The following is a 15,665-nucleotide window of genomic DNA, read 5'->3' on the forward strand; positions in this document are numbered from 1 at the left end:
GTTCACGTTGTTTGTTTCGTTCAGTTTTCAAAGAACTTGTTTGCCGCTCATTTGCGACTCCCTTATGTTAACATTTTCATATTTCAATGTCAACCAAGTTTTTTTATTTCTTTTGTCGCTTTCTGCGTTGTTGCTATCGGCGACTTGTTTTATATTACACCTCTAAACTCTAATCGTCAATATGTTTTTCTAAAAAAATATAAAAAGGCTTATTCCTTTTAAAATAAGCCTTTTTATCCTATAACATTCTATTCATTTATTATTTTTCTATAATTGGTAATGAAACGATGAACTGAACGATCCCGTCCTCATACTCAGCTCGAATACTACCACCTTGCAACTCAACAATACTTTTCGCAATAGCTAATCCGAGCCCCGAACCTTCTGTTACTCTACTTCTAGATTGATCTTTCTTATAAAACCGTTCAAACAAGTTCCCTAACTCTTCTCTCGTAAACTCTTCACTATGATTCGCAATAACAATTTGTATATTCCTGCGCTGCCTTTGAAGAGAAACTTTTATCTCTCCGTCATCTTTACTATACTTAATTGCATTCATTAGTAAGTTGTCGAATACACGGACCATCTTTTCCGAATCAATCATCGCATATGCACGTTCCTCAGGAAACTTCTTAACAAACATAAGGCCATGCTCTTCTGCTTGCGGTACTAACTCTTCTATTAATTGCTCCAATAACTCATTTATACAAACCTCTTGTTTTTCCAATATAACTTGCTCATTTGTTAACTTCGTATACTCAAATAAATCTTCTATTAAATTCTTTAACTGCTCCGACTTCGCAAAAGCAATTCTCGTATACTCATCATGTTGTTCTTTACTTTCATATTTAGAATCTCGAAGTAATCGCAAGTAACCCATAATAGAAGTCAATGGTGTACGCAAATCGTGAGATACATTCGTAATAAGCTCGTTCTTTTGCTTCTCTAATTTACGTTCCTTTTCTATATTATTCATAAGCTCTTCCGCCATATTATTAATATTCTCAGTTAAAGACGCAATCTCGTCCTCACCTTTCTTCTCAATACGATACGCTAAGTTGCCTTTTTCTATTTCCTTTACACCTTGTGCCATCGCTTCAATTTGCTTCATCTTTCTCTTTGTTATATAGAAGAAAGAGAAAATGAATACGAGTACACCTATGAAAAATGGAAACGGCCCTTCTTGCGTATCATATCTCACTTCACCTCCCGGAATCCCACTAACAAACATGTATAAATTCTTATCTTCTATTGTAATAGGTGCAAAAGCTATAAATTCTTTTCTTGTATTTTCAAATGCATCTTGCCCGTTTGAATAATTGATTGCAAATGATGCTGCATTACGAATTGTATTGTGCAAATCAATTTGTTCTTCTTGTGCCTGCTTGGTCTTATATACAACTTTGCCACTCTCATCAGTAACCAGTACTTTTAAAGCTCTAGATCCTCGTTCTAAATTTCGGTTCTCCATTTCGATCATATTGGATATAGCTTCTAATTTATTTTCATGAACTGAACTGTTCGCCACGCTTTGAGCTTGTTGGTGAATTTGTCTCATACCATCCCGATAATCGATTGTCGCCTGCCGATTCGCATTCTCAAAAAAAGGTGCTGCTCCCTTTGCTAAAAAAAGCCCTAATAACGCACAAGCAGTAAACGCAGTAATAAGTTGAATTCGTATACTCCGTTTCACACTCTTCACTATCTTTCCAATTAATTCTCGAATTTTCCTAACATAAGTAAATGGATTAAATATCTTTTTCAATCTTATACCCCACTCCCCATACTGTTTTTATATATATTGGCTTCCTTGGATTCTCCTCAATCTTTTCACGCACTTTCCGAATATGAACCATTACCGTGTTATCCGACTGGAAAGATCTTTCGTTCCAAACCTTTTCATAAATTTGTTCCGAACTAAAGACCATCCCCGGATTACGAACTAGTAATTCTAAAATTGAAAATTCCCTCGGGGTCAGTTTCACTTCTTCTCCATCCACAATGACTGTATGAGTGGAGATGTTTATTTTCATCTCTCCAATTTCTAACTCATCCTCATTTTGAATAGCAAAACCATTCATCTTCATATAACGACGTAACTGAGATTTAATTCTTGCGATTAACTCTAACGGATTAAATGGTTTCGTTACATAATCATCTGCACCTGTTGTTAATCCTAAAATTTTATCCATATCTTGCGTTTTTGCCGAAAGCATAATAATTGGCATTTCCTTCGCTTCCCTTACTTTCATACACATATGAATACCATCTACTTTCGGCATCATAATATCTAATACGACTAAGTGCACTTCATTTTCTTCTAATATACGTAACCCTTCTTCTCCGTCCCCTGCTTGCAGTACTTTATATCCTTCGTTCTTTAAATAAATTGTAATAAGGTTTCTAATTTCTTTTTCATCATCTACGACAAGTATTGTTTCCCCGGCCATACTATCTCCCCCATCACTTTTTTAATCCCTAACTTCTATTATAAGAAAACTTCTGAAGAAAAACGCTCGGAAATCCTTAAGATTTTCTGAAGACGCAAAAAGGTCTAGACTCCCCTCAAGTCTAGACCTTTCAAAAAACCCCTTTTATTTACGAACGTAGATGAAATATAGTACGAATAAAACTCCCATAACATACATAATTGGATGAATCTCTTTACGACGACCACTCACAACCATTGTAATTGGATAGAAGATAAACCCGATTGCAATTCCTGTTGCGATACTATACGTAAGTGGCATTGAAATGATAGTAAAGAACGCTGGCACTGCAATCTCGAATTTCTTCCAATCAATTTCTCCTAAAGATGAAACCATCAAGATTCCTACAATAATTAATGCTGGCGCTGTTACAGCTGGTGTCACAACACTTAATAGCGGCGAGAAGAATAGTGCCAGTAAGAAGAACCCTGCTGTTACAACCGCTGTAAATCCAGAACGTCCTCCTGCTGCTACCCCCGCAGAAGATTCAATATAAGACGTTGTTGTTGATGTACCTAAAATCGCACCAATTACAGTTGCAATCGCATCTGCAAATAACGCTTTACCTGCACGTGGTAATTTATTGTTCTTCATTAATCCCGCTTGATTCGCAACCGCTACAAGCGTACCTGCTGTATCAAAGAAATCGATAAAGAAGAACGTTATAATAACAATACCCATTTCAACAGTGAAAATGTCTCCAAAGTGAGTTAACGCCACACCGAACGTTGGTTCTAGACTCGGTATTGCTCCCACTACAGCTTTTGGTGTATCAATTAATCCAGTCGCTACTCCTAAGATCGCCGTAAGGATCATACCGTAGAAAACTGCACCATTTATTTTTTTAATCATGAAAATGATTGTAGTAACAACTCCGAAGATTGCTAGTAACGTTGTGCCCTTTGTTAAGTCCCCCAACCCAACAAGAACAGCATCATTCTTTACGATAATTCCAGCGTTTTGGAATCCAAGGAAGGCAATGAATAATCCAATACCCGCCGCTACTGCAAACTTTAACTCTACTGGAATTGCATTAATGATTTTTTCACGAATACCTGAAGCAGTAAGAATAATAAAGATAATACCTGACATTAATGTTCCAGCAATTGCCGTTTGCCACGGAATTCCCATCGTTAACACCGCTGTATAAGCAAAGAACGCGTTTATTCCCATACCTGGCGCTAAAGCAATCGGATACTTCGCAAATATCCCCATAATTAACGAACCAATCGCCGCTGCTAATGCTGTAGCAACGAATACTGCACCTGGATCCATTCCTGTACCCGCCGGTAATCCTTTAACATTTCCAAGCGACAGCGTAGCAGGATTGACAAATAGTACGTAAGCCATAGATAGAAATGTCGTTAAACCTGCTATGAACTCTGTTTTATAATTTGTGCCGAGTTCATCAAACTGAAAATAGCGTTTCATCTTACGTTTCCCCCGTTATATGATTACTCGCCGTATTTCACCCTAACCCTCTTTTATCTATAAAAATAAAAAAGGCTTCCATTGCATATACATGGAAGCGTTCTATGAATAAAGACAAGTTTCCCCTCATCTTTATAGAAACGCCTCGTAGTCAAGCCATTTACGGTAGCTAGGTAGAAACTTTCGGGCCATATCCCCGATATTATACGACGGCATAATATTCACTTTTCGTTTGAATTACATACTCATATTAACTCGAGGAGGTGGTTTTGTCAATTTAAAAACGAACATTTTTATAAACTTTTATATTTTCGTTCGTATTAAGGGTGAAAACAAAAAGATCCATCTATACATGAACGATAGATGGATCTTTTTTATTACAATACTATTCCCACTCAATAGTTGCTGGTGGCTTACTCGTTATATCATACACGATACGGTTAACGTGTTTTACTTCGTTTACGATACGTACAGAGATTTTCTCTAATACGTCCCAAGGGATACGTGCCCAATCAGCTGTCATACCGTCGATAGATGTTACTGCACGGATACCTACTGTGTAATCGTAAGTACGCTCGTCACCCATAACACCTACACTACGCATACCAGGAAGCGCAGTGAAGTATTGCCAAACTTCGCGGTCTAATCCTGCTTTTATAATTTCTTCACGTAAAATTGCATCAGATTCACGAACGATTTCTAATTTCTCTTCTGTAATTTCACCTAATACACGAATACCAAGTCCTGGACCTGGGAACGGTTGACGCCATACGATTTCATCAGGAATTCCTAGTTCTGATCCTAATACACGTACTTCGTCTTTAAATAAAGTGTTTAAAGGCTCAATTAATTTGAACTGCATGTCTTCTGGAAGTCCACCAACGTTATGGTGAGATTTAATTGTTTGTGCAGTTGCTGTACCACTTTCAACGATGTCTGTATAAAGTGTACCTTGCGCTAGGAAGTCCATTCCTTGTAATTTAGAAGCTTCATCATCAAATACGTAAATGAATTCATTACCGATGATTTTACGTTTTTGCTCTGGATCTTCTACACCTTTTAACTTGTTCATGAAGCGCTCTTGTGCATCCACTTTAATAACGTTCATATGGAAGCCTTCGCTAAATGTTTTCATAACACCTTCTGCTTCATCTTTACGAAGTAAACCGTGGTCCACGAAAATACATGTTAATTGGTCACCAATCGCTTTATGAATTAATACTGCTACAACAGAAGAGTCTACACCGCCACTAAGTGCGCATAATACTTTTTTGTCTCCAACAGTTTCACGGATCTTCTCTAATTCTACTTCGATAAAGTTCTCCATGTTCCATCCTTCAGAACAACCACATACGCCGAATACGAAGTTTTTAATTAAATCGTTACCGTGCTCAGAGTGACGTACTTCTGGGTGGAATTGTACACCGTATAAGTTTTCCGCTTCATTACTCATACCAGCAATTGGACAAGACTCACTTGTTGCATCTACTACGAATCCTTCAGGTAAACCAGTTACTAAGTCACCATGGCTCATCCATACAACTTGCTCTTCTGGAAGGTTCGCATATAATTTTGATTCGTTCTCTACTTTAAGAACAGCTTTTCCGTACTCACGGTGGTTGGCACGTTCTACTTTACCACCAAAGTGTTGCGTCATAAGCTGCATACCGTAACAGATACCAAAAATCGGTAATCCTAGCTCAAAGATTTTTTCATCACAATGTAATGCACCTTCACCGTATACACTATTCGGTCCACCAGAGAAAATAATCCCTTTTGGATTCATTGCTTTAATTTCTTCTGCAGTAATTGTATGCGGATGAAGTTCACTGTATACACCGAACTCACGAATTCGACGTGCTATTAACTGATTGTACTGACTTCCAAAATCTAAAACGATAATTGTATCATGCTGCTTCTTCAAAATAATCACCCCAACGTTAGTTCTCGTATATAAATATTTTCACCAATTTAGCAAAAAGCATTACCAATATAATAAAAAAAGCCAGTCCTCCGCCTCTAGTCTCATGACAAAGAAAAGGCAGGGGTCTGGCTTTATAAAGAAAGATAGTCTTCCGCTCTTTATAAATATAAGACACACTGCCTTCATAGTCAGGTTGTTTACGGTAACCCGGTAGAGACTCTCAAACCATATCATTGAGGATATATGAAGGATCGTTTTATATTATCTTCCTAGATTCTAACAATGAAGTATCAGTATGGTCAAGAGAGAAAGCGACAAAATTCTACAGAAATTATTTTCCTGCGCTCAAAAACATAAAAAAACATCCACTTCTATATAGAAGTGGATGTTTTTCGGGTGAACGGAATTACATCATTCCGCCCATACCACCCATGCCCATGCCGCCCATGTCAGGCATTGCTGGTGCATTTGGTTCTGGCTTGTCAGCAACTACAGCTTCAGTTGTTAAGAACATAGCTGCAACAGATGCTGCGTTTTGAAGTGCAGAACGAGTTACTTTAGCTGGATCTACGATACCAGACTCAAGCATGTTAACCCATTCGCCAGTAGCTGCGTTGAAACCAACGCCTACTTTTTCGCCTTTTAGACGCTCTACAACTACAGATCCTTCTAGACCAGCGTTGATTGCGATTTGACGAACTGGCTCTTCTAGTGCACGAAGTACGATATTGATACCTGTTGCTTCGTCGCCTTCAGCTACGATAGAAGCTACTTTTGTGTATACGTTCATAAGTGAAGTACCACCACCTGCAACAATACCTTCTTCTACTGCTGCACGAGTTGAGTTAAGTGCATCTTCAATGCGAAGTTTGCGCTCTTTTAACTCAGTTTCAGTTGCTGCCCCTACTTTAATTACTGCTACACCGCCCGCAAGTTTAGCAAGACGCTCTTGTAATTTTTCACGATCGAATTCAGAAGTAGTTTCTTCTAATTGCGCGCGGATTTGACCGATGCGAGCTTCGATTTGTTGTGAATTTCCAATACCTTCAACTACAGTTGTGTTTTCTTTCGTTACAACAATTTTACCAGCACGTCCTAAATATTCAACTGTAGCAGATTTTAAGTCACGTCCTAATTCTTCAGTGATTACTTCGCCACCAGTTAAGATTGCGATATCTTCTAGCATTGCTTTACGACGGTCACCAAATCCAGGAGCTTTAACAGCAACTACATTGAATGTACCACGAAGTTTGTTCACTACTAATGTAGCTAACGCTTCGCCTTCTACATCTTCAGCAATGATAAGAAGTGGTTTACCTTGTTGTACCACTTGCTCTAATACTGGTAAGATTTCTTGGATGTTAGAAATCTTTTTGTCAGTAATTAAAATGTATGGGTTATCAAGAACTGCTTCCATTTTGTCAGAATCAGTAATCATGTAAGGAGATGCATATCCACGATCAAATTGCATACCTTCTACTACGTCTAATTCTGTTGTGAATCCTTTAGATTCTTCTAAAGTAATAACGCCGTCGTTACCAACGCGCTCCATTGCTTCAGCGATTAATTGACCTACTTCTTCGTCAGCCGAAGAAATAGCAGCTACTTGTGCGATAGAAGATTTACCTTCGATTGGTTTAGAAATCGCTTTTAATTCTTCAATTGCAGCAGTAACAGCTTTTTCGATACCTTTACGAAGACCCATTGGGTTTGCACCAGCTGTTACGTTTTTAAGACCTTCACGAATCATAGCTTGCGCTAATACAGTTGCAGTTGTCGTTCCGTCACCAGCTACATCGTTTGTTTTGCTAGCAACTTCTGCTACTAATTTCGCACCCATGTTTTCGAATGCATCTTCTAATTCGATTTCTTTTGCGATTGTTACACCGTCATTTGTAATAAGTGGTGAACCGAATTTTTTCTCAAGTACAACGTTACGACCTTTTGGTCCAAGCGTTACTTTTACTGCGTTTGCAAGAGTGTCGACACCGCGAAGCATCGAACGACGTGCTTCTTCACTAAATTTAATATCTTTTGCCATAATAATTGACCCCCTTGGATTTTTAAAATGTATATAATTAACCGATAATTGCTAAAATGTCACTTTCACGTAAAATCAAGTAGTCTGTACCTTCGTATTTCACTTCAGTACCTGCATATTTTGAGAAGATGATAAGATCACCTGCTGCTACCTCTAAAGCAACACGCTCACCATTTTCAAGCACTCGGCCTGTACCTACTGCAATAACTTTACCCTCTTGTGGTTTTTCTTTTGCAGTTTCTGGTAATACAATACCACTTGCTGTTTTTTCTTCTGCTTGAACAAGTTCAATTACAACGCGATCACCTAATGGCTTTAGCATGAACAACAACCTCCTCATTTTGTTATGTAAATTTTATTTATTAGCACTCAAGTCACACGAGTGCTAACACACTTCTAATAATAAATAATCTCAATTTCTTTTGCAAGTAAAAAAATCATAATTTTTTCGCAAATTACTTTATGCACTTTCCTATATAGCATTACTTCTTCTACTGCCTTTACCATATGAATCGTTGTTCCCACTTCTTGTATGTTACAATATGAAAGACACCCTAAGTTGTTTTCGCTAAACGTACAACTTTTTCCTGTCTCCTATTTTATTTTCAAATACTTATTTACAAAAAAAATATAATTCAAATGAAAGTTTATATCGTAGGTAGCATATTTACATGTTATCCTACCTTATCTCATACACTAGAGTTAGAAAGGATGGTTAAACCATTTGAAGAAACAATATTGGTGGATTATCGTTACATACATTTTAATGCAGTTATCTGGAATTGTTGGCTTACCACTACTCCTAAAAACAGGACTCTATGATAATAGAGGATTTACCATGGAGGAAAAAGGTCAAATCATAACGGGACATTGGGCAATCATTAGCTTCTTTGTTGCATTATGCATCGTGCTTTGGTTACTTAGAATAGATATTCGTGACAGGCATTTAGATAAAATGCGTGTTACGATCCCAGCTACAGTTGGTTGGATTATAATCGGTATTCTCTTAGCTTTCTCTTCCCAAATAATTGCCGGTATGATCGAAATGCGTCTACTAGGAATTAAACAAGGTTCGGAAAATACAATGAAGCTGATGGAAATTGCAAGAACGACACCTTGGTTCCTCATTGTTGTATCTATAATCGGACCTATCTTAGAGGAAATCGTATTTAGAAAAATTTTATTTGGCACACTTTATAAGAGATTTAATTTCTTTGTTGCTGCTATCATTAGTTCACTAGTATTCGCGGCGATTCATTTTGATTTTACTCACTTATTGGTATACACTTCTATGGGGCTCGTATTCGCCTTTTTATACGTAAAAACGAAACGAATTATAGTTCCTATTGCAGCCCATGTGGCAATGAATACATTAGTCGCTATTGGACAAATTTTTATGAGTAATGAGCAAATTCAAGAAATGATTAAAGAAGCTGAAAAAATGCAAGGCTTTATCGGAGGATTTTTAGTATGAGAAACTCACCATTGTTCATGGCTGCATTGTACTTTCTTCTTGGATGTATCTTTACACGCTTCGCCATTACGAACGTAACAGATACAATCTGGAATATGTGGACAATACTATTTGCAGTTATGGCAACAATTGATTTTAATTTGGCACTTCGCCTTATCTTAGTTAAATTCACAAAGAAAAAACAATAATAAAACGCAGAGGTCATCTCCTCTGCGTTTTATTGTGGATAATTCTTCAAAAAGTAAACAAGCGTTTGTAACTCTACAGCTAAATCAATGTGATGAATTCTTATATTCTCTGACACATTTAAGCGTGCTGGTGTGAAATTTAAAATACCATGCACGTTCGTTTCTGCCAATCTATCTGCCACAGATTGCGCTACTGTAGCGGGTACTGTTAATATTGCCACTTGTATATCAGTTGATAAACGTTCTTCTAGTTCATCCAAATGATATACAGGAATGCCTCCGATTTCTGTTCCAACTTTCTCTTCACTAACATCAAACGCCATTTCAATTTTTGTATTATTGTTTTTCGTGAAATTATAATGTAAGAAAGCGGTCCCTAAATTACCTACTCCAATAAGTGCCACGCGTGTTATATCATCTTGGTCGAGTGTTTCACGGAAAAATGATAATAAATAATTTACGTTATATCCATATCCTTTTTTCCCTAACGCTCCAAAATATGAAAAATCTCTTCGAATAGTTGCGGAATCAACCTTTACCGCTTCACTCAATTCGGCTGATGAAACACGTTGCTTACCAGAAAGAGATAAGTTTTGGATAAATCGATAGTATAGAGGCAATCGTTTGGCAGTGGCCTGTGGAATTTTTTGCTGATCCATATAACCTCTCCTCTCTTCCTATCTTTATTCTTATACTCGAATCAAATACAGAAGTTTAGTACTCATGAATTTCCTTGTATAATAAAGAGAAGAAGTATTCTCTCTTTATTTTAAACTATACACTATTTTTAGTATGATTGAGAAATATAAACATGGCAAAGTTAAGAAATTATTTGAGGTGAAAACATTGATATTATTACAAGTGAATGGGCTTTCGAAATTATACGGTGCAGAAACGATTCTTGCAAACATAAAATTGGAAGTACAAACAAAAGATCGTATCGCATTAGTCGGACGAAATGGAGCCGGAAAATCTACATTATTAAAAATAATAGCTGGCGAGTTATCTCATGATGGTGGTGAAATTATAAAACCGAAAGATGTCTCAATGGGGTATTTAGCTCAAAATACCGGATTAGAAACGTCTTTAACAATTTGGGATGAAATGTTAACCGTCTTTACACACTTGCAGCAGATGGAGACAAAACTTCGAAGGCTAGAGCAAGAGATGGGAAAAGAAGAAAACTTTTCAAATGCGGCTATATATGAGAAATTATTAGCTGATTATGACCAATTACAATTAGATTATAAGGATCAAGGCGGCTATCAGTACGAAGCGGATATACGCTCAATTTTAAGCGGTCTTGGCTTCCCAGTTGAAACGCATCAGACGAAAATTTCCACATTAAGTGGTGGACAAAAGACTCGATTAGCTCTTGGGAAATTATTATTAACTAGACCAGACTTACTTATTTTAGACGAACCTACAAACCATTTGGACATTGAGACACTAACAAGGCTTGAACAATATTTACAAGGCTATCCTGGCGCGATTTTAATCGTTTCCCATGACCGTTATTTCTTAGATAAACTCGTTACACAAGTATACGAAATTTCTAATAAGGAAAGCCGACGATTTGTTGGTAACTACAGTAAATATTTAGATTCAAAATCAGCTCTATACGAGCAAGAGATGAAGCGTTATGAAAAACAACAAGATGAAATTTCTAAACTGGAAGACTTTGTACAAAAAAATATAGCTCGTGCATCTACGACAAAACGCGCTCAAAGTCGCCGTAAACAATTAGACAGAATGGAAGTATTAACTAGACCATTAGGCGATTCTAAATCAGCTTCCTTCCACTTCGATATTGAAAAACAAAGTGGAAATGATGTTTTACAAGTGAAAGATGCAACTATTGGCTATTATCAGGAACCGATTATTGAACATGTAAATATGCGCTTAACTCGCGGTGACAGTGTTGCCTTAGTTGGGCCGAACGGAATTGGAAAATCTACATTATTAAAATCCATTGTGAATAAGTTACAGCTATTACATGGAAACGTTGCTTTCGGATCAAATGTATCTGTTGGTTATTATGATCAAGAACAAGCCAACTTAACATCTTCGAAGCGAGTTTTAAATGAATTATGGGATGAATATCCCCTGCAACCTGAAAAAGAAATTCGCACTATACTAGGCAACTTTTTATTCACAGGGGATGATGTACTCAAACCCGTATCTTCTCTTAGTGGTGGACAAAAGGCTCGACTAGCTCTTGCAAAACTTATGATGCAAAAATCCAATTTATTAATTCTCGATGAGCCAACAAACCATCTTGATTTAAATAGTAAAGAGATTTTGGAGAATGCTTTAATTGATTACCCAGGTACTCTTCTATTCGTCTCTCATGACCGCTACTTTATTAATCGCGTAACGACAACCGTTGTTGAGTTATMAACAGAAGGTGCACAAGAATATTTAGGTGATTACGATTATTACGTTGAAAAGAAAAACGAAATGATTGAACGTGCGGAACTAGAGCAAGAAGATGAAGTACCTGTTCAAAAAGTGGTGGCACAAGAAAAATTAAATTATCTCGAAGAAAAAGAACGTAAACAGCTAGAGCGTCAACGTACTCGAAAGATTGAAGAACTGGAACAAAATATCGTAGGCTTAGAAGAAGAAATTGCTACGTTAGAAGATCAGCTTTGCTTACCAGAAATATATGCAGATTATGAAAAGGCTAGTGAAATTACAACTAAAAAGCAAACACTGCAAGAACAGCTTGAAGCTTGTATGGCAGAATGGGAAGAACTGCATATATAAGAGAATTTAAAAGAGGAGGCTGTCTCATAAGTCGGGCTTTTTGACGAGATGACCTCCTTTTTATCTTCTTTTTTGGAATCAATACCATAGTAAATAAAATTATATAACCAATTCGACAAGGATTGACAATAGTAGCACCTTATATAATAAGTGGAGGATGTTTCAAATTTTTTTTGGCATCTCCTTGTTTTTTATTTCCCAAAAAAGAATTTATTCAAAGGTCAGACTTCCTCTATGTTATCCACAAGGTTATGCACATATCCACCTTTATAATATAAACTTCCAAATAACTTTTCCACATTATCCACAACTGAATAAAAAGTTATACACATTTTATGTACACAAAAAAACCCATATTATCAACAGATAATACGGGTTTTATCCACAGGCTGTGGTTAATTTTGTGTATAACTATGCTTCAATATCTAATCCTGGATTTGCATTTAAAGCTAATGTAGCGCGTTTTCCTTGTTCGTATGCAATTGTACCTGCAGCCGCAATCATCGCTGCATTATCTGTGCATAAAGATAGAGGAGGAATAATTAGCTCTATATTTTCTTTTTGTGCAAATTCTGCTGCTAAACGTGCACGAAGCCCTTTATTAGCAGCTACTCCACCAGCAAGAAGCACTTGTTTTACATTATAAGCATCTGCTGCACGAGACGCTTTCGTTACAAGTACATCTATTACACTTTCTTGGAAACTTGCTGCTAAATCTTCTGGTGCAATTTCTATACCGCGCTGTTTTGCGTTATGCACAGTGTTGATAACTGCTGATTTCAATCCACTAAAGCTGAAATCATACGAATCAGGTTCTAGCCACGCACGAGGCAAATCAATTGTTGGTTTTCCTTCATGTGCAAGGCGATCAATATGAGGACCACCTGGATAAGGCATTGATAATGTACGAGCTACTTTATCGTAAGCTTCTCCTGCCGCATCATCTCGCGTTTCACCAATCACTTCAAATGAACCATGTTCTTTCATATAAACAAGCTCCGTATGTCCACCGGATACAACAAGCGATAGTAACGGGAATTGTACTTCTTTTACTAAACGATTCGCATAAATATGACCAGCAATATGATGAACACCAACTAGAGGGATATCATGAGCAAAAGCCACAGCTTTCGCTGCATTTACACCTATTAAAAGTGCTCCGACTAAACCTGGGCCTTCTGTTACAGCAATTGCATCAATATCCTCAAAAGTGATATTCRCTTCTTTTAAAGCTTCTTCTAACACAACTGTGATTTCTTCTACATGATGACGGGATGCAATCTCTGGTACTACTCCGCCAAAACGCTTATGACTTTCAATTTGCGATGCAACGACATTCGCAATGATTTCCGTTCCATTTTTAACAACTGCTACAGCTGTTTCATCACAGCTTGTTTCAATACCAAGTATAATTATACTTTTTTCCATTATATATTCACCCACATTACAAGACCATCTTCCTGATTGTCTGCATAGTATCGTTTACGAATCCCACCATTTTGAAATCCGTATTTTCTGTATAACTGCTTTGCTACTTCATTTGACATGCGTACTTCAAGTGTCATTGTTTTTACTCCTAACCCTTTCGCTTCGGAAATGACTTCTTTCAATAAGGCATCCCCTAGCTTTTGACCTCTGTATTCCGGCAGGATAGCTATATTTGTTACATGTGATTCATCAATAATTATCCACAATCCACAATATCCAATTACGAGACCATCTTTTTCTAGCACGACATAATGTGCATGTTCATTCACCTCTAATTCACGGTGAAAGGCATCTGCAGTCCAAGGGGTTGAAAAAGATGCTTCTTCAATAGCTACAATTTGAGCAATATCATCGAGTGCCATCTTTCTAAATATCATATCCATCTTCTGTAGGCCCCTATTGTTTTTGACTTTCTAACCATTTTGTTTCAGCTTCAGCTAAACGAAGATAGCTAGGAACAAACGTATGCACGTCTTGTTCTTCTTTTTGTAATCCTAAACATGCTAATTCACTTGGTCTTGGGTTATTCTTAGTGAACGGAGCAAATACAGCTTGATCACCTAAATATTCTACAATTGTTTCTTTATGCAATTTAACATCGTTACCAATAAATAAAACAGGCTGTTCTTTATCTTTTAACATTTGCAACCAGTCAACAATAAGAATAATTCGGTCTTCTTCTATTGAAGTTATACACTCTCCTTCATATGTATATAACCCCGTGTAAATTTGACCACGTCGGCCATCAAATAAAGGACAAATTAGTCCATTAAAATTAGTACCATTTGCAGCCACCACTTCCAAACTTGATACACCTACAATTGGTATTTGAAGTGACCAAGCTAATGTTTTTGCCGCTGTCACACCTATACGAACACCTGTATATGATCCCGGTCCAGCTGCTACAACAATTTTAGTCAATTCTTTCGGTTTTACACCGCATTCTTTTAACAGTTTCTCTACAGCTGGCATAAGACGTACAGAATGGTTTTTTGTTAAATTTGTAATGATTTCCCCAATCACGTTCCCTTCCTCAATAAGGGATACACCCATTACGTAATTTGAAGTATCAATTGCTAGTACTTTCATCTTGTAATAGCTCCTCACATAATCTAATATAGCGATCTCCAATTGGCTCGAGTACAATTTTTCTTGTATCATCTCCAGCATGGAATAAACTAATTTGCAACTTCTCATTCGGTAAATATGCTTCTATTAAATGAGCCCATTCTACTACTGTAATCCCTTCACCATAGAAATACTCATCAAATCCTAAATCTTCTTCACTTTCCGCTAACCGATACACATCCATATGATATAGCGGTAATCTTCCTTTATATTCTTTAATAATATTGAAGGTAGGACTATTTACGACTCTTTTCACTCCAAGACCTTTTGCTAGTCCTTTTGTAAAAGTCGTCTTGCCAGCTCCAAGATCACCTTCTAAAATAATTACATCTTTTTCCTTTACAAGTCTCCCTAATTTTTCTGATAATCGCTGGGTTTCTTCGGAAGATTTTGTTGTCATTTCATATTTACTCACAGACTTCACCTACTTTACTCACAATGTTCTCTGCTCTTTATTATACAGGTTTTAAATATATAAAAAAGTCCTTAGGAGTTTTCCTAAGGATAGTTTGACTGTCTTTATTAGTTTTTTGTTAAAACAAATAAAAAAATACGAAACAACTTGTTTCGTTCTTTTCTTTATATAAAATGGCGGTCCCGACCGGGGTCGAACCGGCGATCTCCTGCGTGACAGGCAGGCATGTTAACCACTACACCACGGGACCATTTGGTTGCGGGGACAGGATTTGAACCTGCGACCTTCGGGTTATGAGCCCGACGAGCTACCGTACTG

Annotated in this window: 14 protein-coding genes, 1 tRNA gene and 2 riboswitches; of the genes, 3 read left to right on the forward strand and 12 right to left on the reverse strand. The window is 37.1% G+C overall.

Going from position 1 to position 15,665, the window contains the following annotated elements; translation table 11 throughout:
* Positions 1 to 259 precede the first annotated feature (259 nt).
* The 6 genes from AC1DKZ_RS31555 to groES all read right to left on the reverse strand — a co-directional run bounded on the left by AC1DKZ_RS31555 (position 260) and on the right by groES (position 8,207).
* Complete coding sequence (locus tag AC1DKZ_RS31555; protein ID WP_476997867.1) at positions 260 to 1,765, reverse strand: sensor histidine kinase; 1,506 nt, start codon at positions 1,763 to 1,765, stop codon at positions 260 to 262.
* Positions 1,749 to 2,450: a response regulator transcription factor gene (locus tag AC1DKZ_RS31560; RefSeq protein WP_476997868.1), complete on the reverse strand. Its 702-nt coding sequence runs from the start codon at positions 2,448 to 2,450 to the stop codon at positions 1,749 to 1,751. The genes AC1DKZ_RS31555 and AC1DKZ_RS31560 overlap by 17 nt, the downstream gene beginning before the upstream one ends.
* A gap of 144 nt (positions 2,451 to 2,594) precedes the next feature.
* The gene (locus AC1DKZ_RS31565; protein WP_002151426.1) at positions 2,595 to 3,920 is read right to left on the reverse strand and encodes an NCS2 family permease; all 1,326 of its coding nucleotides are present in this window, start codon (positions 3,918 to 3,920) and stop codon (positions 2,595 to 2,597) included.
* Positions 3,921 to 4,048: 128 nt separating this feature from the next.
* Positions 4,049 to 4,150: riboswitch (purine riboswitch) on the reverse strand.
* A 155-nt stretch (positions 4,151 to 4,305) separates the two neighbouring features.
* Positions 4,306 to 5,844, reverse strand: a complete 1,539-nt coding sequence (gene guaA / locus AC1DKZ_RS31570; RefSeq protein ID WP_122974556.1) for a glutamine-hydrolyzing GMP synthase — start codon at positions 5,842 to 5,844, stop codon at positions 4,306 to 4,308.
* Positions 5,845 to 6,009: 165 nt separating this feature from the next.
* Positions 6,010 to 6,111: riboswitch (purine riboswitch) on the reverse strand.
* Positions 6,112 to 6,250: 139 nt separating this feature from the next.
* On the reverse strand, positions 6,251 to 7,885 hold the full coding sequence (gene groL / locus AC1DKZ_RS31575; RefSeq protein WP_476997869.1) for a chaperonin GroEL: 1,635 nt from the start codon (positions 7,883 to 7,885) through the stop codon (positions 6,251 to 6,253).
* A gap of 37 nt (positions 7,886 to 7,922) precedes the next feature.
* Positions 7,923 to 8,207, reverse strand: coding sequence for a co-chaperone GroES (groES, locus tag AC1DKZ_RS31580; protein ID WP_002009985.1), 285 nt, complete (start codon positions 8,205 to 8,207; stop codon positions 7,923 to 7,925).
* 402 nt (positions 8,208 to 8,609) lie between these two features.
* Between groES and AC1DKZ_RS31585 the strand changes: the two genes are divergently transcribed.
* Entirely contained in the window at positions 8,610 to 9,359 is a 750-nt protein-coding gene (locus tag AC1DKZ_RS31585; RefSeq protein WP_113938564.1) for a CPBP family intramembrane glutamic endopeptidase, read from the forward strand.
* Positions 9,356 to 9,547, forward strand: coding sequence for a YdiK family protein (locus AC1DKZ_RS31590; protein ID WP_001246201.1), 192 nt, complete (start codon positions 9,356 to 9,358; stop codon positions 9,545 to 9,547). Before AC1DKZ_RS31585 ends, AC1DKZ_RS31590 begins: the two co-directional genes overlap by 4 nt.
* A gap of 29 nt (positions 9,548 to 9,576) precedes the next feature.
* Here AC1DKZ_RS31590 and AC1DKZ_RS31595 read toward each other — a convergent pair whose 3' ends face one another.
* Positions 9,577 to 10,206: a redox-sensing transcriptional repressor Rex gene (locus tag AC1DKZ_RS31595; RefSeq protein ID WP_000372704.1), complete on the reverse strand. Its 630-nt coding sequence runs from the start codon at positions 10,204 to 10,206 to the stop codon at positions 9,577 to 9,579.
* 187 nt (positions 10,207 to 10,393) lie between these two features.
* Here AC1DKZ_RS31595 and AC1DKZ_RS31600 point away from each other — a divergent pair, with 187 nt between their 5' ends.
* On the forward strand, positions 10,394 to 12,316 hold the full coding sequence (locus AC1DKZ_RS31600; RefSeq protein ID WP_476997870.1) for an ABC-F family ATP-binding cassette domain-containing protein: 1,923 nt from the start codon (positions 10,394 to 10,396) through the stop codon (positions 12,314 to 12,316).
* 411 nt (positions 12,317 to 12,727) lie between these two features.
* On the opposite strand, the gene tsaD is transcribed toward AC1DKZ_RS31600, so the two are convergent.
* The 5 genes from tsaD to AC1DKZ_RS31625 form a co-directional block, all read right to left on the reverse strand.
* Entirely contained in the window at positions 12,728 to 13,744 is a 1,017-nt protein-coding gene (tsaD, locus tag AC1DKZ_RS31605) for a tRNA (adenosine(37)-N6)-threonylcarbamoyltransferase complex transferase subunit TsaD (protein WP_476997871.1), read from the reverse strand.
* Positions 13,744 to 14,187, reverse strand: coding sequence for a ribosomal protein S18-alanine N-acetyltransferase (rimI, locus tag AC1DKZ_RS31610; RefSeq protein WP_002063534.1), 444 nt, complete (start codon positions 14,185 to 14,187; stop codon positions 13,744 to 13,746). Before rimI ends, tsaD begins: the two co-directional genes overlap by 1 nt.
* Before the next feature lie 13 nt (positions 14,188 to 14,200).
* Positions 14,201 to 14,893, reverse strand: coding sequence for a tRNA (adenosine(37)-N6)-threonylcarbamoyltransferase complex dimerization subunit type 1 TsaB (gene tsaB / locus AC1DKZ_RS31615; protein WP_016094069.1), 693 nt, complete (start codon positions 14,891 to 14,893; stop codon positions 14,201 to 14,203).
* Positions 14,874 to 15,347: a tRNA (adenosine(37)-N6)-threonylcarbamoyltransferase complex ATPase subunit type 1 TsaE gene (gene tsaE / locus AC1DKZ_RS31620; protein WP_113938562.1), complete on the reverse strand. Its 474-nt coding sequence runs from the start codon at positions 15,345 to 15,347 to the stop codon at positions 14,874 to 14,876. The genes tsaB and tsaE overlap by 20 nt, the downstream gene beginning before the upstream one ends.
* Before the next feature lie 174 nt (positions 15,348 to 15,521).
* Positions 15,522 to 15,597 (reverse strand) — tRNA-Asp (locus AC1DKZ_RS31625).
* Between the last annotated feature and the right edge of the window lie 68 nt (positions 15,598 to 15,665).

Source organism: Bacillus sp. 05T21, from assembly GCF_056396785.1.